This window comes from Peristeroidobacter soli, assembly GCF_004138485.1.
In the GTDB taxonomy this organism is placed as follows: Bacteria; Pseudomonadota; Gammaproteobacteria; order Steroidobacterales; family Steroidobacteraceae; genus Steroidobacter; species Steroidobacter soli.
Map to the genome: position 1 here is coordinate 368,533 of NZ_RYEV01000010.1, position 20,351 is coordinate 388,883.

The 20,351-nt window shown below is 63.7% G+C and carries 11 protein-coding genes; 4 read left to right on the forward strand and 7 right to left on the reverse strand.

The window, feature by feature from the left end:
* Positions 1 to 148: 148 nt before the first annotated feature.
* The 6 genes from EKO19_RS36030 to EKO19_RS36055 form a co-directional block, all read right to left on the reverse strand.
* Positions 149 to 1,252 (reverse strand): hypothetical protein, encoded by a 1,104-nt coding sequence (locus EKO19_RS36030; protein ID WP_217705814.1) that lies wholly within the window; start codon positions 1,250 to 1,252, stop codon positions 149 to 151.
* Positions 1,253 to 1,278: 26 nt separating this feature from the next.
* The gene (locus EKO19_RS36035; protein WP_129782266.1) at positions 1,279 to 2,682 is read right to left on the reverse strand and encodes a COG4315 family predicted lipoprotein; all 1,404 of its coding nucleotides are present in this window, start codon (positions 2,680 to 2,682) and stop codon (positions 1,279 to 1,281) included.
* Between the two features lie 136 nt (positions 2,683 to 2,818).
* Positions 2,819 to 4,168 (reverse strand): DUF1552 domain-containing protein, encoded by a 1,350-nt coding sequence (locus EKO19_RS36040; RefSeq protein ID WP_129782267.1) that lies wholly within the window; start codon positions 4,166 to 4,168, stop codon positions 2,819 to 2,821.
* A gap of 24 nt (positions 4,169 to 4,192) precedes the next feature.
* Positions 4,193 to 5,947 (reverse strand): DUF1592 domain-containing protein, encoded by a 1,755-nt coding sequence (locus tag EKO19_RS36045; protein WP_129782268.1) that lies wholly within the window; start codon positions 5,945 to 5,947, stop codon positions 4,193 to 4,195.
* A 254-nt stretch (positions 5,948 to 6,201) separates the two neighbouring features.
* Entirely contained in the window at positions 6,202 to 7,170 is a 969-nt protein-coding gene (locus tag EKO19_RS36050; protein WP_129782269.1) for an MBL fold metallo-hydrolase, read from the reverse strand.
* Between the two features lie 57 nt (positions 7,171 to 7,227).
* A complete protein-coding gene (locus EKO19_RS36055) occupies positions 7,228 to 10,290 on the reverse strand; it encodes a TonB-dependent receptor plug domain-containing protein (RefSeq protein ID WP_175597322.1) in 3,063 nt (1,020 codons plus the stop codon).
* 421 nt (positions 10,291 to 10,711) lie between these two features.
* Between EKO19_RS36055 and EKO19_RS36060 the strand changes: the two genes are divergently transcribed.
* The 4 genes from EKO19_RS36060 to EKO19_RS36075 all read left to right on the forward strand — a co-directional run bounded on the left by EKO19_RS36060 (position 10,712) and on the right by EKO19_RS36075 (position 16,187).
* The gene (locus EKO19_RS36060) at positions 10,712 to 11,722 is read left to right on the forward strand and encodes an aldolase/citrate lyase family protein (RefSeq protein ID WP_129782271.1); all 1,011 of its coding nucleotides are present in this window, start codon (positions 10,712 to 10,714) and stop codon (positions 11,720 to 11,722) included.
* A 138-nt stretch (positions 11,723 to 11,860) separates the two neighbouring features.
* Entirely contained in the window at positions 11,861 to 12,502 is a 642-nt protein-coding gene (locus tag EKO19_RS36065) for a sigma-70 family RNA polymerase sigma factor (RefSeq protein WP_129782272.1), read from the forward strand.
* On the forward strand, positions 12,502 to 15,066 hold the full coding sequence (locus EKO19_RS36070) for a serine/threonine-protein kinase (protein ID WP_129782273.1): 2,565 nt from the start codon (positions 12,502 to 12,504) through the stop codon (positions 15,064 to 15,066). The genes EKO19_RS36065 and EKO19_RS36070 overlap by 1 nt, the downstream gene beginning before the upstream one ends.
* A 140-nt stretch (positions 15,067 to 15,206) precedes the next feature.
* A complete protein-coding gene (locus EKO19_RS36075) occupies positions 15,207 to 16,187 on the forward strand; it encodes a helix-turn-helix domain-containing protein (RefSeq protein ID WP_157995601.1) in 981 nt (326 codons plus the stop codon).
* Between the two features lie 167 nt (positions 16,188 to 16,354).
* On the opposite strand, the gene EKO19_RS36080 is transcribed toward EKO19_RS36075, so the two are convergent.
* A complete protein-coding gene (locus EKO19_RS36080) occupies positions 16,355 to 19,795 on the reverse strand; it encodes a TonB-dependent receptor domain-containing protein (RefSeq protein ID WP_129782275.1) in 3,441 nt (1,146 codons plus the stop codon).
* Positions 19,796 to 20,351 lie beyond the last annotated feature (556 nt).

Consider the following 20,351-nt stretch of genomic DNA (forward strand, 5'->3'; position numbering starts at 1 on the left):
CAACATTCGTTGTCTACTTGTATTGGGCCAGTCTAGCGAGCGCGTCGCGGTTATTTCTTATCCAAATTCACGTCTCGAACATGCCTTCGCGCATGATCGTGGCAAGCATGGGTGCGCAGGTGTGAAAATTCCTGCGCACCCTCGAACCTCACTGCTTCGAGACCAGTTCCTTCTGTTCCGGCTGCTGCACGTAGACCTGCGTGAACTTCACTTTCACGGCCGAGGAAATCGCGGTGTTCTGGCCGGTCTTCGGATCGGGATAGCCATCGGCCAGACGCATCATCGCCTTGTACTGCGAGGGCGAGGAGAGCTGACCGTAGCTGTGATGATGCGTCGACCAGGAGGTATTCAAGTGATGGTTGAAGGCCTTCACATCGACGAAGCCGGCCATCAACCCTTCCGCCGCTTCCGGATCGAGCTTCAGCTTCAATTCGAAGCCACGGAACACGTGATATCCGCTGGTGCCGAATGTCACGCCCCACGGCAGCATCACACGGTCGGCGGCCTCGGTGATGAGCACGCCATCGACGATCTTGCCCTTCAGCTTGCTCACATATTCCTTGCCCCAGCGCAGATCGACCCGCTGCGTGCCGCCCGGAATGAAGCCTTCTCCCGTCGCATCCTGCAGCAGACCGTCGCTGCCACGATACGTCGTGACGACCACGGAATCGTCATTCTTCAGATCGTCCACTTCGGTCAGCTCGATCACGATGCGGGCATCGTCGTAGCTGCGCATGAACAGATTTTCGAAGTGATTGATCGTGCCCATGGTGCGGTAATGGCCGATGCAGCCGATCACGCGATACAGCTGATTGTCGATGCCCTTCTCGCCCTCGGGACTGGTAAAATCCTCGGGGCCGATCTTGCCGTCGAGGTTCAGGCCGTAGGAAACATTGCCCTGCGCCTCCTTGAACACAAACGATTCAGGCGCCGTGGTCGGATGCCACTGCTCGCCCTCGCGCTTCAACTGCGCATCGACGATGGAACGTTTCTTACCGTCGTCGAACAGTTTCTTGAACTGCTCGCGCGGACCGTCATTGAAGCCCTGCGGGCATTCGGTCTTCGCCCCTTCGGTCTCGTACACGGCCCAGTACTTGTGGGTCAGCACGTAACCGATGCGGCGGTCTTTCAACGCACCCCCGCCTTCCTGCAGCGGCGCAGGCTGCGCGCTCGCGGTGCCCAGGGCCACGGTGACCGAGGCGGCCAGCAGCGAGCCGGCGATGCTCATCGTTCGAACAGCATTGCTCTTCATATCAGCTCCTAGTCTCGCCGGCCCGGTCAGCGATCGTTCGCCGTGCGGCCGAGGTTGTTGTTGCGATAGTCGTCTCGCACCCAGAACGCCCGGAATCCGTTGCGCTGGCCGTTGAACTCGCCGTAGTTGTCGCCATTGGCGTCACCGGGCTTCAAATCCTCGCCATAGGTGTACACGGGACGACCGCGATAGGCCCACACCTGCATCGAGCCGGCATCGCCCTGTTTCGCCCACTTGCCCGTCTTCGGATCGATGGTCACGACCGTCCACAGACTGCTCTCGCTCTTCGCGCCCGCAGCGGCCTTCACGTACGGGAAGGTCGCGTTACAGACAGTTGCATCGAAGTTGCCGCAGATGGCCATGCGATAGACCTGTGGCGAGTCCGGGTGATCGCAGGTCTGCTGATCCATCGCATCGTCGTTGCACTGATACAGATAGAGCGTCTTGCCCTCTTTATCCGCGAGCACCTGACCGATGCGCGAATCCTGCACCGTGAACTCCGCCGGCGGCAGCAGCGCACGCTGCGTATAGACGTTGTGCCAGCCCGGAATGTCGCTGCCCGTCACCGCACGTGCCTTCTTCTCGTGCACGTAGGTGTAGAGCGGCGCGCCGCGATAGGCCCATTGTTTGATACCGGGCGAGCGCTCGACCACGCTCCAATCGCCCTTGGTCTTCGCGGTCTGCGGCGCAATCACCGGATCCCAATCAGCGAGGCACTTGCCGGTGCAGTTGGACTTGCCCGCCGTATCGGCATCCGAGGCATACACGGAGAAGCCTTTGTAGGTCGTGATCATGTGACCGGTGCGAAACGGCACCACGTCGAGCTCAGGCGGCACATCGGGCGGCGGACCGATCGGCTGACGCACGATGCCCTGGGCACCGCCGGCCAATGCATTGGTGCCACCGTACACATCGCCCGCCTTCTTATCGAGCGATGAGGTGTAGACGGGATAGCCGTCATACGCCCACTGGCTCTGACCGTTCTTGCGCTTGGCGATCGTCCACTTGCCGACAGGCTTCGCATCCGCCGGCGCCAGCACCGCCGGCCACAACTGCTCGCAGCTCTTGCGCGTCTCGGGCTCGGGCAACAGGAAGCCCGGCGGATACGGACTCATGTAGCCGGTCGTTTCTTTGTAGATCGTGTCATCGCAGGTCGCGACGCCGCTGTTGCGACGATCGCCTGCGTTGCCGTTACGAAGATTGCCGAGCGGCCAGGTGTAGAGGGTCTTGCCCTCGGCGGTCGCGAACACCGGGCCTTCGAGCTCGGTCTCGATGACCTGGATGCCCGGCGGCATCGGCACCTTCACATACGATTCCTGATCTTTGGCGTCTTTCGCCTGCCAGTACGGGCCGCTCGCGGCCAGCGTCGCCTGGCTGGCGCCGGCGCCGATGAGCAGCGCCGCCGATAGCAACCATCGAAGTCTATTCATCTCAACCATCCCCCTAAGCCTCAATCGAGCTTCCTCCGCACGACGTAACCGACGAGGTGGGGAGAAGCGTAGGCGAGCCTCAATCGAGCCTCCTGCCCACAACGTCATCGACGAGGTGGGCAGGAGCGCCGGCGCATCAGCTCATGCGAGATACGAGGATCTCGCCGACTTCCTGCGACGTGTTGTTGCTGTTCACGCCCCACGATGGCTTGTCCACGCCCATCAGCTTCAGCGCGGTGTAGCCGACGCGACAGCCGGTGGTGCCCTTGCCGTCGATGTGCAGACCGGTGCGCACCGCGCCACCGCAGCGCCCGGCGGTGAAGACCGGAATGTGATCGAGGCTGTGCACGCGGGCGTAACCGTGGTCGGTCGTCGCCATGATGAACACGTTGTCGAGTAGCGTGCCGTTGCCTTCCTTCACCTTGGTGAAGGCATCGACGAAGTACGCCCACGACTCCATCGCCCGACGCGTGAACCACGACGCGGTCGGCTGATAGCCGATGTGCATGTCGACCGGCTCCTCGTGCGTGGTCGTATGGTGCGGCTTCTCGTAGCCCGGCTTGATGGTCGAGGAGTTCGCGTTGGTGTACGCCATGTTGAAGACGCGCGTCTGATCGCACGCAAGCGCCATCACCAGCAGCTCCGTCATCATCTTGTGACGAATCGCGATCGCCTCGGCCTCCTGGCCCATGGCCGGATCGACAGTGATCTCGCCCGGACGCACGCACGCTTCGATCGGCTCGGGCTTCTCCAGGCGCTGCTGGAACTGCTGCTCCAGGTGACGCAGGCCGGTGAAGTACTGATCCAGACGCGCGCGGTCATCGGCCGGCACGGTCTGCATCAGGCTCTTGGTCTGATCCATCACGCCGGAGAGCACGCTCCGACGCACCATGATGCGCGGGTCGGGGTTGAACGTCTTGGCATTCGGATCCGGGAAGTCCGGGCCGAACAGGCGGGTATAGAACTGCAGCGGCGACCACTCGGGCGAGTTCGGCGTGTTGCTGTTCTCATAGCTGTAGGTGTTGCGCACGTCGCCGGTCGCGGTCGCGGTCAGCGACTTGAAGCGCGTGCCGCCGCCGATCTGGTTCGCGATCGTGACATCGATGGTCTCACCCGGAATGTCCTTGGTGTCCTTCGGCGCGGAGCCCGTGCGGGCGATGACCCAGCCGGTGTAATGACACAGGTTCTGATAGTTGTCGCGGAACGCCTGGGTATTGGTGATCAGGTTGATGTGCTTCTTGATCGGCTCGAGCGCACTGATCTCCTCGGGCAGATCGAAATCGGCACCGTACTTCTTCGGTACGAACACGCTCGAGTTCATGCCGAGGCCCCAACCCCAGGTGCCGAAGCGCACCGGCATCGGCTTGCCGTCGGCGAGCGCGGTGCCATTGGTGTTGAGCATGCAATTCAACAACGGCAGCGCGACGTTCACCGCGGCGCCACCGACCATTCCTCGCAACACTGTCCGTCTGGTCAACTTGCTCATGGATGATCTCTCCGGAAGCCGCAATCAGTTCTTGTCGAGGCCGGTCAGGGCCGCAGTCGTTTGTACGGGCGTCGCAGGCGCCGCGGTGTCGACGGTGGTCGTCGGCGGCACCATCGGCAGCGTCTCCTCGATGACGATTTCCTCGGTCGGCGCACGGCCCTCGCTCGTGCTCACTTTCTTCGCATCCGTCACGTGCTGGAAGGCATCGGACATCACGATCGTGCGCAACACGTCGGGGAGCTTGTAGCCGGCTTTCTGGAACTCGGCCGTGTAGTACTTCAGCAGCGGCCGATCGGAGGGCTTCGCGGCGCCACCCGAGCCGTAGCTGTACAGGCGATCGACCAGGCAGCTCGGCAGCGCCGGGTTGTCGTGCAGCGCCTTGCCCAGACCCACCACATCGGTGAAGTGCACGCCGTCGAGCTCACCGTTCGTATCGATCGTCGCGCCGTTCTCCGCCGTGCGGAAGCGACCCGCGCCATCGAAGCTCTCGAGCGCAAGCCCCATCGGATCGGTGATCTTGTGGCAGCCGGCGCACGCGGGATCCTCCAGGTGCACGGCGACGCGCTCGCGCTGGGTCTTGTAGTGCGCATCCGGATTGTTGAGCTTGCCGAAGTCGACATTCGGCGGTGGTGGCGGCACGACCTGGCAGAGGATGCGCTCACGCAGCGCGCGACCGCGCAGCGTCGGCGAGCTGCGACCGGGGTGGGCACGCAGCGCGACGAAGCTCACCTGCGTCAGCAGGCCCTGTCGCGGGCTGTCTTCGGGGAACGTATATTCCGTCCAGCCTCGCGAGGCTGGGATCTGATACAGCGGCGCGAGGGCCGGCGACATGAACGTATCGCGCGTGGTGTACAGCTCGCGATAGTCCTCCTGCTTGTGAATCAGGTGATCGACGATGGTACGCATCGTCTGCTCACGCGCGTCGGCGGCGGTTGCACCGGTGAAGAACGGATACACCGTCGGATCCTTCGAGAGCGCATCGAAGTCATCGAAGCCGAGCATGTCATCGAAGAACGCGCGCATGCCGTCTTCGAGGCGCGGGCTCGCGAGCATCGCGTCCACGACCTTCTGCATGCCACGCTCGCTGTCGAGCTCGCCCTTCTCGGCGGCGGTGAGCACCATATCGTCGGGACCTGCGTTCCACAGGAAGAAGGACAGGCGCGAGGCGAGCGAGTACGCATCGAGCTTGCGGGTGCCCTGCTTGTTCGGCTTCTCATCGCTCGTCTCGACGATGAACAGCACATCGGGGCTGATCAGCATGGACTCGAGCGTGAGCTCGACGCCGGCGTAGAAATCCTTCAGCTGATCGGCGGCCTGATTGGCCTCGGTCACGTACTTGTTCAACTGCTCATCGGAGAGCTTCTGACGATGCAGGAGCCGGCCGGTCTGCGCGAAGAACTGCGTGGCGCACTCGGCATCCGCCTTCTTTTCATCGGCGGGCGTGCACGGGATGAGATAGTTGCGACGCTCCGGGGAGACGACCTGGGCGGCGATGCTGCTCGCGGCGCGCTGGAATGTTTCGATCTTGCCCGCGGTCACGCCGGCCAGCGCCGCGCCGTTCGAGAGCAGACCGTCGGTCCGACGCAGCGGCGGGAACTTCATGTCCATGTTCACGCTGGAACCGAACACGTTCGCGACCGTATTCAAATACTGCTGGGTGGTGATGATACGCACGCGCGGCGGCGTACCTGGATTCTCGGGCTCGTCCTTGCTCGCGCAGCCGGCCAACAGCAGGCTGGTCAGGGCCACGGTGCCCATCGCACGGATACATGACTTCACTCAACGTCCCCCTATCGATCATCAGCGACGGAACGGTATCCAGTGCGTACTGGAGCTAGACCTGTTCTATCCGCTGGTCAGAATGTACGCCTAAGGCGCTACATGAACTTTGTTTTTTTCGCCGCGAATGTGGAAATTTTCCGTCCGGTGTCAGGCGTTTACCCTGCGTTTCGGAGCTACATTACGAGGCTGTCAGCTGGCGCGCTTTGGACCGCCTCCCGGGGCAGGTAGTTCCACTGTGCGGCCCGGCCATCTCAGGTCTCCGGCAGCCTGCCGTCGAGCTCGAGGTATACACGAGCGATGGCGAGCGGTGCCTGCGAGCTGCGCAGGGCCCAGTCATTGTAGGGCCCCCAGTTCGCGTGCTCGGCGGCCGGACAGTTCGCGGCCGATTCGCAGGCGTACCCGGCAGCACGCAGCCGTTTCGCCTCCTCGATGACATACGCGAGGGCCTGCCTCGCCTCGTCCAGCTCGCGCTTCATGATGGGCGCATCGTCGATGAAGCCGTGACCCGGAATCACCCAGGTGGCATTCAAGTACACCGACTTGCGGATCGTCGCCAGCCACTCGGTAGGATAGGCAGAGCGCATCGCCGGGAAGACATCTCTTAAATAGATTTCACCCAGGAACAACACCCCGGCCTGGGGCAGCCAGGCGACCAGATCGCCGCCGGTGTGGCCGCGACCCAGATTCAGAATTTCGATTTGCGCGGCCCCCAGTCGCAGCGAGCGCTGCTCGGAGACCAGCATGGTCGGCGGATTGGCATCCTTGGCGAGATGCTGTTTCGAGGCCGGCGAGCCGATGAAGACGACGTTGGGATAAGCCGCCTTGAAGGCCGAGTTACCGCCCACGTGGTCGGTGTGGTCCGAGGCGATCACCACATATTTGATGGGCTCGTCGGTGAGCTTTTTGATGTTCTCGATCATCGCTTTCGTCTGGGGCACATCGCCCTGCCCGTCCACGACCACGACGCCATCGCCCGTGATCACGATCAGACTCACCGTGTTGACGATCGCGCCCTGCTGGTCCGGTGAGTGCAGCCCTTCATAGGCGTACACGTTGGCTTCGAGCTCTCGCCAGCGTGGAAAATCTTTCGGTGTGAGCTTGCGTTTGGAAATATCCGCCGAATGCGTCTCGACGCCCGGCTTCTCGCTGCTTTGGGCAGCCGGCGACAGCAGCACCGCCCACCCCAGTAACGGCAGCGCGAGCCTACTCGCTTGTCTCATGTCATCCCCCAAGCGGAGGCGGGCCTGCGTTGGGCCCGCCCCGCTGGTTTCTCGTCGTTAGAACTGGAAGCGCATGCCGGCGTGGAACATCCGACCGAAGCGGTCGTAGACCGTCACGTTCGACTGGCCCTGGTAGAAGCCGGCGCCGCGGCCGCCCGCGACCTTGGCCGGATCCTCATCCAGCAGGTTCTCGACCACGAAGTACAGCTCGCCTAAGTTCTCCAACTTGTAGTTGAACGCGAGGTCGAAGTACTGCGCGGAGTCGATGTGGTTCATGCCCGTGCCGATCGTGCTGTAACCGGCCGGCAGTGCCGTGCCGGTCGGGCAGTTCGCATCGCACTCGATGAACGCGTTGTTGTACACGCCCGAGCTGATCCCACGCATCGTCAACGTCACCTGCACCGGATCGATGTCGTAGCCCGCCGAGAGCAGGTAGCGATACTTCGGCGCGGTCAGCGCCGAGGAGTCGAGGCTGATACCGGCGTCGTCCGAGTTCACACCCTTACCGTTCACCACGAGCCCTTCGCTGGTCACGGTCTCGAGCTTGTCGATGAACGAGGCCATCGCACGCAGCGACACGTTGCCCGGGCCGACCGGGAAGTTGTAGGTCGCATCCACGTCGATGCCGCTGGCCGTCTGACCGATGATGTTGAGCGGCTGGCTCGTGATCACGGCGATCTGGTTGGTGACCGGGTCGCGCGTGATGAGCGAGCACAGATCCGCCTGGCTGCGCAGATAGCAACCATCGATGATCTGACGCGAGCCCAAGGTCGCGATCGAGTCTTCGACATCGATCTTGTAGTAGTCGACAGACATCGTGAAGCCCGGCAGGAAGCGCGGCGAGAGCACGACGCCGATACCGGTCGTGTCGGCCTGTTCCGGCTTCAGATCCGGGTTGCCGTTGGTCCGGCTCAACATGAAGTACGTCGGATTGCCCGGCAGACCGCGGTCGATGTTGTTACCCGTGCCCGAAGCGCCACGGTTGTACAGCTCGCCCAGGCCCGGTGCACGAATGTCGCGCGACTGGGTGAAGCGGAAGCGCACATCCTGAATCGGTGTCCAGGTCGCGCCCGCCTTCCAGGTCGTCACTTCGCCGGAGGTGCTGTAGTCCGTGTAGCGAACCGCGCCGTTGAAGTCCAGCTGCTCCGCGCCCGGCACGTCCTTCAGCAACGGGAAGACCGTTTCCAGGAACGCTTCGGTCACATCGTACTCACCGATCGTCGCGTGATAGTTACCGGCGAAGAACGCATTCGCTTCATCGAGCGCGCTCGCCTCACCGTCCACCGACTCCTTGCGATGCTCGATACCGAACGCCGTCGAGACGGGGCCGGCCCAGTTGTCGAACGGCTCACCGCTCATGCTGGCCGCCCACACCTGCTGCTTCAGCGTCAGGTCGGAGTGGCCGGTGTCGGTGATGTAGTCGATGACCTGCGCGGAGTTCACGCCGAGGCCCATCGGGTTGTAGGGACGGCAGTTGGGATCGACCGTGACGACGAGCGTCGCCGGATTGCGCGGACCGCAAACGACGTTGCCCGTGGCCGGATCGATCATCGCGTTGATCGCGGCGTTGTAGTTCGCGTTGACGCGGTTGGTCGGCGTCCAGGACTCGACGCCCTGCTCGCTGTGCGTATAGGCGGCATCCCAGTTCCAGTCGCGGCTGCCGATCGGGAAGCTGCCCTCGAAGCCGAGCACGCCACGCTTCAATTCACGCTCGTTGATACCCTGCAGGTAGTGCATGTCGCCATTGAACGTGCCGACTTCGAAACGATCGATGCCGTTCGCCGTCATCGCGGCCTGCACCGATTCGGGGATGAACGGGTTGCCGGAATAGATAAAGACGCCGCCATTGTTCAGGATCGGCACGACCTGCGTGTTGTGCGACTTGGTCTTCGCATACTGCAGCTCGACGTAGCCGTTGATGTTGTCGGTGATGTCGACGCTCGCACGACCGAAGAGGCTGCGACGCTGCAGCGGCAGCGCGATCGTCGTCGCCCGATCGATACGGGAGGCTTCCCAATCGCCGCCCGACATCGTCGGGCCGTTCACGAGCGGACCAAACTGGAACGGAATCGGCTGGCCGCCGTCGACGAACTGCGTGCCGCGCAGACCGCAGCCTGCGACCTGGCTGATCGTGGTGCCGGCGATGCGCTGGCAGCTCAGGATCAAACCGCCGTAGGTGCCGTTCGCGACACCGGCGTTGTGGACCGTGAGCAGCTGCGGCACCGTGGGATTCGTGATCGCGTTGTAGGCGGGGTTGTTCATCATCTGGAACGAATCATTCGCCCAGGAGCGGTCGTTGCCGATGATGCCCTTGTCATCGGCGTACTCACCGCTGAAGAGCAGATGCAAGCGATCGTCGAAGAGCTTGGTACCGGTCGTGAGCGTGAGCTTGTAGTTCTGACCGTCACCGGCTTCGGTGATGCCGCCATCGACATTGCCCTTCACGCCCGTGAAGTCTTTATCGAGGATGAAGTTCACGACGCCCGCGAGCGCGTCCGAGCCGTACACGGCCGAGGCACCGCCCGTCACGACTTCCACTCGCTGCACGAGGCCGCTCGGAATGGAGTTCACGTCCACCGCGGAGGCGTTGCCACCGGTGCCCAGGGCGGATGCGACCATGCGCTTGCCGTCCTGGAGCACGAGGGTCCGGTTGCCGCCCAAGCCACGCAGATTCAGCACGTTCACACCGGCGGTGCCGGAGCTGATGTTCGAGGAGCGATTACGCGGGGTCTGGCTGTTCGCGAACGCAGGCAGACGGTTCACGGAATCGGCGATCGTCGTGGTCGCCATCTTGTTCAAGTCTTCCGCGCCGAGGACGGACACGGGCGTCGGTGCTTCATAACCGTCGACACGCGCGATGCGCGAGCCGGTGACGGTGATGGCTTCGAGCGTGTCGCTCGCGGCGGCGGTATCGGAGGACGCGGCACCGGTTTGCGATTGTGGCTCAGGCTGCGGACCGGCCTGCGCCATCTGCGCGGTGGCCTGCTCGGCGTCCTGCGCCATTGCGCTCATTGCAACGAAACTGGTCAGCGCGAGCAACGCGCTCGCCGGTCCCAATGCCCGTCTCACGGCTACCGACAGCGGGCGTGCGCCCGAACGTGCTGCGCTTCGATCGTTCATCGTCATATTCCCCCTTTTAGGAAAATTATTCTCCTGCGTCGCTCGCGGCGGATGGCTCCGCCGAGCTCGCAGCTGATGAGTCACGTGGATGAGGCAGTGGGCCACATTGCCCGCCGATGCTTCATTTCGCGGGACATCCTACGCGCGTCGGGTCGCAGGAATTTACTGATAATGTGTGCCCGAAAAAGGGGTCGCAGCATGAATCGAGCGCGGAAGCGCGAGTTGGCGACAGTAGTTTGCGCCCTTCGCAAGGCCGCGCTCGTACGCGGCGTTTTCACCACGGCGATCGTTGCATCAAAGCGGTTGAAGTCGAGCGCAACGACGCGCTACTTTGAAGACGAGCGCGCACCCACGTGTTCGCTTCGATTCCGACACCAATGTCATCACGAGCGCGCGCGTTCGTTCGGGGGATTTAAAGATCATGCCTTCCACGTCGATGGCCCAAACAATTTCCAACTGCCTGCGAGCCGCCTCGATGGTCGGCCTCGCCTTCGCCGCGAGCTCCACGCTCGCCGATGCACCGACACAACGTCTCAATCCCGTGATCGGATTGATCGAGCAAGGCAAGCCCGTGATGGGCCTGTACGCGCCGAGCAATCGCAAGCCACCGGGCGCCGCGGCCGATGCGCCGGCACCGAAGAGAACACCGGCGGAGCTCGCGAAGGAAACGGTGAGCTACCAGCTCTCCGATTTCGTTTTCGATGGCAGCATGGAATACAAATTCGATGAGACGCTGCCGGTCTTCACCGACTTCGCCACCGCGCTGAACGCCGAGAGCCATCTCGACAAGAAGCCGTACCCGCACATCGCCTATCCGATGATCCTGAAGATCCACGAGATCGCACCCGATCCGGAGCTCGCCGCCAGGCACATCGGTCAGCAGCTCGATCTGGGCGTCTCCGGCATCATGTTCGTCGGCGTCGAGAGCCCCGAGGAAGTGAAGCGCGGGATCGCGGCCATGCGCTATCCGTCTCAAGGCGGCACACGCGCGGACTCGGTGGGCGCAGGCCCGAAGTACTGGGGCTTGAGCGAGAAGGAGTATCGCGCGAAGGCGGACCTGTGGCCGCTGAACCCGAAGGGCGAATTGATCAACTGGGTCGTGGTCGAGAGCAAAGAAGGCTTGAAGAACGTCCGCGACATCGCCGCCGTCAAAGGCATCGGCGTGCTGTGGCCCGGCGCGGGCACGCTGCGTCAGGTGTTCTCCACCACCGGTGCCGACGGCAAGCGCGTGGTCGATGAGCAGGCCTGGGAAGGCGCCATTCAGTCGGTGCTGTCCGCCTGCAAGGAGTTCAAGGTTCCCTGCGGTATCCCGACCACCCCGGACCAGATCGAGATGCGCATGAAGCAAGGTTTCAGCGTGTTCGTGATGAACTGGGGCGAGGCTGGCTTCAAGACCATCGAGGTGGGCCGCAAGGCCGCCGGCCGCAGCTAAACGCCTCGACGCTCCCCACACTCCGGTGGTCGCATCCGGCCACCGGAAGGTGCCGCTCATGCCCTTGCTGCCAAGGGTCAATCGATCCCCGGCCGGCTACTCTCCGTCGCTCAGCCGAGATCAGGGTCGATCCTCTGCATGAGCCACAACGACAATACCGACACTCAGCCAGTCACTCAGCTGTTAGTACAATGGCATCAGGGCGATGAGCATGCGCTAGCGCGCCTCACCGCCCTGCTCTATGACGATCTTCGTCGGCTGGCGCAAGGCTACTTACGGCGCGAGCGCGCCGATCACACCATCCAGAAAACCGCCCTGGTCCACGAGGCGTTCGCCCGCCTCGTCGATCAGCAGGCGGTCGACTGGCAGGGGCGCTCACATTTCTTTGCACTCGCCTCGCGACTCATGCGCGGCATTCTGGTCGATCACGCGCGCGCTCGCCTGGCGGACAAACGCGGCGGCGGCGCGCGAGCGGTGAGCCTCGATCAGCTGGTGGGGGGCTCTGCGGAGGAAGAGGGACCGGCGCTCGATCGCACGACACCGACGGCGCTTCAACACCTCGATGGTCATACCCAGGAAGATGTCTCGGCAATCGACGAGGCGCTCGCCCGTCTCGAGGAGATCGATCCGCGTCAGGCGCAGATCGTCGAGATGCGCTACTTCGGCGGGCTCACCATCGAACAGACGGCGGACGCCATGGGCATTTCGGACGCCACCGTCAAACGCGAATGGATGCACGCCCGCGCGTGGCTGCGCTGTGAGCTGGGAAAGAATCATTGATGCGCTCTGAGCAATGGCATCGGGCGAAGGACGTCTTCAACGCGGCGGTGGAGCTGCCCGCCCGCGAGCGCGAGCTGTTCATTCGTCGTGCGTGCGATGAGGACCTCGCGCTTCGTCGCGATGTCGAAGCGCTGCTGAAGGCCCACGAGAGCGCCGACAGTTTCATCGAGCGGCCCGCCGCCCAGCGCGCGGGGCTCGCCTCCCCGCCCATCGACTGGATCGGCCGGCGCTTCGGGCCGTATCGGATCGTCGGGGAGGTTGAGCGCGGCGGCATGAGCGAGGTGTATCGCGCGGTTCGTGACGACAACCAGTATCAGAAAGACGTCGCGATCAAGTTCCTGCGACACGGCTTCGATTCGGAGTCACTGCTCCGACGCTTCCGCGCCGAGCGACAGATCCTCGCGCAGCTCAATCATCCGCACATCGCGCACCTGGTCGATGGCGGCACGACCGAGAGCGGCATGCCGTACCTCGTCATGGAGTACATCCAGGGACAGCCCATCGATGTTTACTGCGAGCAGAAGAAGCTCGGCATTCGCGAGCGAGTGGATCTGGTGCGCACGCTGTGCGGGGCCGTGCATTACGTGCATCAACATCTGATGGTGCACGGGGATCTGAAATGTAACAACGTGCTCGTGACCGAGCGCGGCGTGCTGAAGCTGCTCGACTTCGGGATTGCAAAGTTGCTGAATCCGCCGCCGGCGCTGGGTGGCGTCGGTGGCGTGGGCGGCGATCGGTTCACGAGCGGCTACATCGCGCTGACGCCCGACTACGCAAGCCCCGAGCAACTGCTCGGTGAGCCCATCACGACCGCAAGTGATGTCTATTCGCTGGGCGTGTTGTTATATCGACTGCTCGCGGGCCGCCTGCCCTTTCACCTGCGCAGCGCCCTGATGCCCGAGGAGATCAAGGAGCTGTGTGAGCTGGTGCCCGAGCCACCGAGCGTGATGGCCCGTCGCAGCGGTGACGCGTATCGCGCCCTGTCGCGGCACCTGCCGGGCGATCTCGACAGCATCATCCTGAAGGCGATCGCGAAGGCGCCGGAGGATCGCTATGGATCGGTCGAGCAGCTCTCCGAAGATCTGCTCAACTATCTGCGCGGATTCCCCGTGCGCGCTCATCGCGATGGCGCCGCCTATCGCGCGAGGAAGTTCCTGGCTCGCAATCGGCTCGCGAGTGCCGCGATGGCCTCGTTCGTGATCGCGATGGCCAGCGGTATTGCGACCACGCTGTGGCTCGCGCACCTCGCCGATGGCGAGCGCCTGCGCGCCTCGCGTCACTTCGAGATCGTGCGGAAGTTCGCGACCAGTTACATGACAGAGGTGCACGGCGCGATCGAAAACCTCCCCGGCTCCATCACCGCGCGCAAACTGTTGATCGATACCTCACTCAAGCATCTCTCGGAGCTCGCCAAGGAAGACACCCGCGACAATCCGATTCTGCGTCGAGATCTCGCAAGCGCGTATGAGAAAATTGGTGACATCCAGGGACGGATGGGGGATGCCAACCTGGGCGATACCCCCGGCGCGCTCGCGAGCTATCGAATCGCCATCCGCACGCGCGAGTCCCTGCTCGCCCAGGAAGGCGGCGGCATCGAGCTGCAGCGGGATCTGCTTCGAGCCCATGGAAAGCTCGCGGAGCTGCTGACGGTCGCCAACGAAACGCAGGCCGCCAGCGAGCAGTTTCGTGAGATCAACCGCCTCGCCCTGGCGCTCGCGAGCGCGCCCGGGGCGACCGCGGATGATCGCCGCGCGCTCGGCAACGCGTACCTTTCCTATGGCTGGCACAACGCGCTCTTGGGAAACCTGGAGGACGGACTGGCACTGATGCGCCTGGCGGCCGAGCGCTATCGCGAGCTGCTCGAGGTCGATCCGAGCGATGCTCGCCTCCATCACAACCTCGCCCTGAGCCAGCATCGCATCGGCTACGTGCTCATCGAGCGCGCCGGGCGTGCCGAGGAAGCTGCGGAGCACCTCACGACGGCGCTTGCGATGTGGCGCGCCATGGACGCGGCCACGCCCAATCGCCCCGACCTCTCTCGGGCGCAGGCGTATACGTCGATCGCTCTGGGCGCAGCGCGACTGAAGCTAAATCAACCGACGGAGGCGATGCCATTGTTCGAGGAGGCCTATCGCAGGTTCGATGCGTTCCGTGTGGCGGACACGGGCGATTTCGAGGCCCCGATCACAGCGGCCCACGCGCTGGGACAACTCTCGGAGGCGCTGCTCGCGATCGATGAGCCGCGGGAGGCGCTGTCGCGCCTGACCGTCGCCGACAGCTTACTTCGCAATCGGATCCCGAGCGCCGATCGTGAGTTGCTCGAGACGCACTACTACGAAGGCTTGGTGTATCTGCAGCTCGGCAGGACGCATGCACGGCTCGCCGCCGTCGGCGGGCCGTTGCCGAAGCCCGAGCACCGGCGTCTCGCGCGCAGTTGGTTGAGCAGGACGATCGAATCGATGAAGCGCGCCTCGGGGGACACGGCGCATGGCAGCCGCGCGAAAGCGCGGTTGCGCGAAGCGGAGCGGCAGCTCGAGGAATTGCAGAGTCCGGCCATGACCTGATCGCCCGGATCTCACGATGCTGCAACGTGACGTTTCAGCCGGGTCTGGCCGGGTGTGGGGATTTCCTGATGGTATTTCTCGCTCGACACTACGAGACTTTCCCTTCCCGATACTGCGGCGCTAAAACTCTTCCATCATCCGTGACCAGGATCGTCTACCAGGATACCGACGAGTTCGCCGACGCGCTGCGAGGCACGGTCGGCTGTTTCATTCGCACCGCGCCCTCCGAACTGAACTGGTGGATCGACGGCATCGAGCTCGCCACCGGCACGATGCAGCACCTGCACACCGGCGGCCCATTCACCTTCGCCGGCCGCGGCAAGCCCGGCACGCTGACGTTTCAGGTGCCCCTCACGAACCTCGGCACCGTCCGGGTCAATGGCCAGATTCTCGATGCCGACTCCTTCGTGATCCTGCGCGAGGACCGGCCGTTTCTGTGGTCGGTGAGTGATGCGAGTCAGTGGGCGAGCGTGTCCGTGCCGCTGCATCACAGCTTGGCCACCTCGGCGCTCGCCAGCGCCGGCGCGAACGGGACGGTGCGTCGGCGCACCTCCCCTCAGATCCTCGACAGTGTGAAACAGCTGATCGATGCCGCCCGATTCATGGACACCGCCGCCGCCGATGGCGAGATCTCCTCGGCGCTCATCCATGCGTTGAGGCAGAGCGTTCCTGCGGATCCCGGGCCGAAGATCGGACGGCCGCAGTTGTCGCGGTCGGTGGTGATTTCATCGGCGCTCGCGTTCATGAATGCGCATGAGGGGCAGCCAGTGTTCATCGATGATCTGTGTCGGGCGACTCAGGTGAGCGAGCGGGCGTTGAGGAACATGTTTCATGAGTTCTTTGGCGTGGGGCCGATGCGGTTGCTGAAAGTCAGGCAACTGCATGAGATTCGGGCAGCGCTGTTAAGAACGCAGCCGCAGCTGGATACGGTGACGCATATTGCGGCGAGGTTCGGGGTGTTTGATCCGAGTCTGCTCGCGAGGAATTATAAGGTGCTGTTTGGGGAGTCGCCGTCGCGAACGTTGAGGCAGGCGCCGGGCGGGACGCAGGAAAAGATGCGGGTTGGGTGGTTGAAGGTTGCGTCGCGGATATTTCTGGATGAGGATTCGGGGGCGATGTAGCCGAGACTCACCACCTCATCGGCGACCCCGCCATGGCTCCACAGCCGAACGCTTCCGTTTGCAAGCGCGCGCACCGGCCCTCAGAGCGCAGGTGACGGCGCCATTGACCTGGACGTCTGCTTTGACGCCACGACCGCGGCAGCTGAGTGCCAGAGGCACGTACGTGACTAACCTTTGACACCGCCATTTCTCACCTCAAGAACGTCGATGATCTGAATCACAAATCGTTGCTGCGTCTTCGACAATGCCAGAAGACGCTCGGCGTGCCGCGCTGCCCGCGGTGACAGCCGCTGCGGTGGAGAGCGAACGGGTTTCGACAACTGGGTCAACTCCTCGAGCCCCATGCCGAATACCCTCGCGAGCTTCCCCAGCATCAGCACAGAGACACGCCGATCGCCAATCTCATAGGCAAATATCGCTTGCTGAGATACGCCCACCCGTTGAGCCAGCTCCGCCTGGGTGTAGCCTTTGGACTTTCGGACGACGGCGATACGCGCGCCAAGCTCCGTGAAATAGTGCCTGGAGCTCGTCGGCAACTTTTTGGGGCGATCGCCTGGATCCACCGCTCGCTTCGTCATCACTAATCTGCGACCGACCGGGTCCCACTGTGAGGAGTCATAACCCGTCGCCGCACCGATCTTTGCAAAGTGCGGCGACGTGTTGGCGAGATCCATGGCCCCGAGCGTGAACGTCACGTGCGGGCCCGCGGCATAGGACACATTCAAGTCCCACAGCTGCTGCGAGCCGATGCGCGATCCGTCCAAGTCGTGATAAGCCGGAATCAAGCGCAGGAACGTCGTCGCCTCCCACGGCCCGCGCTGCCATCCCAACGAAGCCACCGCTCGCCAGGCCGTGATCGTGCCCTGCTCCGAGGCGAGCCCCACCCGATCGGTCATCGGCGCATCGGCGGCCGGTGAATCGGAATACTCGAAGCGATCGATCCAGGTGAAGTCCACCTGCGGCGTGAACGCGCCGCCCGCGGTCTCAAATCGCTTGCGAATACTGAAATCCCAACCCTGGGTAAAGAGACGTCCCACGTTGACCTGTGAGGTGTTCACGAACGTGATGCGCCCGGGACGGCCTGCCGCCACGTCCTCCGCGGTCGGCTCGTCACGACCCACCCGGTCCGGCCACTGGGCTTCCGCCGCGAGCAAGAACGGAACCGGCAAGACTGCGATGCGATCCCACAGCCGGATCGAGAAATAGTTGAGCGACACCGAGAACGCCTCGGGTGTCGCGTACGTCAGTTTGATGTGCGTGCTCTTGCCCGTCGTCGGCCGCAAGGCAGGATTGCCGCCCGAGCGAAGCAGCACGGTGGCCGCCTCCTCCCGCGCCGGATCGTAGATTTGAACGGGAATCTCGACGGTGGGTAACTTCAATTCAAACAGCGAGGGCGGCCGATACTGTTGGGCCAGGTTTGCATCGATCATGAGCTGATCGATCACGCGCCACTGAATCTCGCCGTGCGCGCGGGTGACGGTTTGCCCATCACTGAAGCCATCGTGTCTCACGCCCGCCAGCGCGGTGAGCTCGCGCACGCCCGGCATGCCGTTCTCCGGATGCACGAGCGGCACCGTGAGATGCGCAAACCGGCCATGCACGTCGCGCTCGACGCGCCCGACCATTGCGTCGAACTGCATCGCCTCGCGCCGCGCTTCGAGCCCGAGCTGCAGATGCGCGCGAAAGATCGGACCCGCGAGGCTACCGACGAGATGCGTGCCTGACGAAGAGAATCGCTGCTTCATCGGGTCGGCCCAGATGGTTGCAGGCGCATCGGCGCCCGGTCGCCTCGCGAACACATCCAGCGCGAGATCCGCATCGCTCGCCTCGAGCGCCGCCTGCATGCCGCCGGGATCGAGCGTGTGGTCGACCCACGCCTCCGCCGTCTCTCGCGAACGAATTGCCGCGAGATCGACCTCCCACGGTCCCACCGGCCCGCGCACGGAAAACACACCGCGCCCCAACTCCGAGTCGATGTGCTGGGCCATCGAGGGCGCACCGGTGAGGGGCGCATCGATCCACACGCGCGCATCGAAGGGATTGCCGGGGAGATCTTTGCTGACCTCGCCGGAGACGATCGCGGGAAAGTATTGATAGGCGGTTTTGCGCTGGGTCGACAACAGATCCGCGGCGAACTCGAGGCCTCGCCATTCATAGTCGGCTGCGCCGACGGCACTCGCGCGCGTGCCCGAAGGCGCCAAGGACTGATAGCTCGACAAACTGACGCGTTGCGGCTCCCCGGGGGTCAATTCCGAGATCGAGAGCGTGTCCGAGACGCGGGGTGCAGGCACGCCCGCGAACGGCGTCGGCAGGCCCGGCAAGTTCGCGCCATCGATCGAGTAAATCGCAAAGGCATTGCGGAAGTCCATGCCGCCAAACCGCGTATAGTCTTGTTCGCGCGACAGTGGACGGGTGTTGCCGAGCAGCCCGCCCAACTCGAACCAATCGAACAACGCCGCAAAGCCGCCGGCGTCCCCTCGATGCCCTGCGCTCAGCGTGGTTCGTCGCTCCTCGGCGCCGCCGTCAGCGAAGCCGTATCGCAGCTCCACGGCGCCCTCGAGTTCGCGCCGGGTGACGATGTCGATCGTGCCCGCGATTGCATCCGCCCCCGCCCGCATCGAGGCGGAGTCCAACCGAAGATCGACGTGCTCGACCGCGGGCAGCGGAATCGTATTGAGATCAAAGGCGGAGGAGGACACGTTGTTCGCACTCGGGAGCGTGCGCCGGCCGTTGATAGTGACGAGATGCGTATCTCGGCCGAGGCCTCGAAAATCCGCGTACTGCGCGCCGCTTGCAATGTATCCGTCCGGGCGGGAATATCCGCTGATCGCGAGGTATCGAAAGAACTGCGGCAACGTCGTCGCGCCGGTCGATTCGATTTGTTTGCGGGTGAATCTCAGGTTGCCGGGACTGTCGCGATCGACGATCGGTGCGCCCTCGACGGTCATCTCACCACCCGAGACGGGCTCGATGCGGACCGGGCAGAAACACTGGCGCCCATAGAGGTAGTGTCGCGTGGATGCCAACGCCGCCGCGTCACCTGAGTCGAGCACGAGGACATACGGACCATCGCGTCGGTGACGCATGCCCGAGCCGAGTTGCGCCTCGATTCGTTGCAGCACCTCCTCCGGACTCAGGCGCCCCGCGATCGGCCCGACCAGCGTCCGCCCTTCGTCCAAGTCGCTCGCCCAATACTCGATGGGTAGGTCGTCAAATTTCGAGCTGAGCGCGCTCAAGGCTTCGACGAGCGGCGCGCGGGGGATCCGAATCTCGCGCTCGGCGACCCAAGGATGGTCCAGCATGTAGACGGGCGGTTCGCCCGGTCGCTCGATCACGCTCCCGGAGGCGGCGCAGATCGGTGCAGTGAGTTTGCGCCACGCTTCTTGCGCCGTGAATCGGCCCACGACGGGACCGACGATCAAGTCCCGGCACGACTCGAAGGCCCGATGACCGATATAGGTGTCACGGCCGATACGCTTGGCGAAAGCTTGGGTGGCATTTCGAAGCGGCAGTGCCGGGATGTCGAAATCGAACGTGTCGTTCCGATCGGCGGCCGGCACTGAAACCTCAGCCGCGTTCGTCACTCCCCCGCCGAACAGCAGCGTCACCCCGAGGACTCCTGCCACCTACCACGTGTCCATTGTTGCGAAGACCGGCCGGCCATAGGTCTTTTCGCTTGCACTTCGAAATGGATCAACGAGCCCTGTCCCGAGTGGACGACGCTATTCACGATCACGACCTGGCGCGTCTCACTCGACGACGGCGAGCGCTATCATGTGCCCTCGCCCAGCCGGTATTCACGACAAACCAGGCTGGCATCGAAACCGTAATTGGCCCCGCCTCGCGCCTAGTCCGCCGGCCGCTCCATCGAGACGAGCGGGTTCAGCACGCCTTCGGAAGAAAACAATATGGCATGCATGATCGATTGCATGTCCGGCGCACCAGGGCTCATAGCCTGAACCGTTTTGCCGGAGTCTCTCGAGCAGGGCTGTACGCCGGCCCGTTACGAGCGGATTCCGCTCGCCCAGTCGCTGTGGTGCACGATTTCCTCCGTTGAGACCCACCCAGTTTCCTGGGTTGGGGACCACCTGATTTCCTGAGTTCGGGACCACCGGATTTCCTCGGTTGGGGACCACCTGGCGGAGCGCTTTTCGAGGCGCCGCC

Excerpts from the sequence above, each read along its gene's own strand:
- EKO19_RS36065 (WP_129782272.1), top strand. The coding sequence starts at position 11,861 with ATGAGCCACAACGACAATACCGACACTCAGCCAGTCACTCAGCTGTTA.
- EKO19_RS36035 (WP_129782266.1), bottom strand. The coding sequence starts at position 2,682 with ATGAATAGACTTCGATGGTTGCTATCGGCGGCGCTGCTCATCGGCGCC.
- EKO19_RS36050 (WP_129782269.1), bottom strand. The coding sequence starts at position 7,170 with ATGAGACAAGCGAGTAGGCTCGCGCTGCCGTTACTGGGGTGGGCGGTG.
- EKO19_RS36055 (WP_175597322.1), bottom strand. The coding sequence starts at position 10,290 with ATGAACGATCGAAGCGCAGCACGTTCGGGCGCACGCCCGCTGTCGGTA.
- EKO19_RS36030 (WP_217705814.1), bottom strand. The coding sequence starts at position 1,252 with ATGAAGAGCAATGCTGTTCGAACGATGAGCATCGCCGGCTCGCTGCTG.
- EKO19_RS36040 (WP_129782267.1), bottom strand. The coding sequence starts at position 4,168 with ATGAGCAAGTTGACCAGACGGACAGTGTTGCGAGGAATGGTCGGTGGC.
- EKO19_RS36060 (WP_129782271.1), top strand. The coding sequence starts at position 10,712 with ATGCCTTCCACGTCGATGGCCCAAACAATTTCCAACTGCCTGCGAGCC.
- EKO19_RS36070 (WP_129782273.1), top strand. The coding sequence starts at position 12,502 with ATGCGCTCTGAGCAATGGCATCGGGCGAAGGACGTCTTCAACGCGGCG.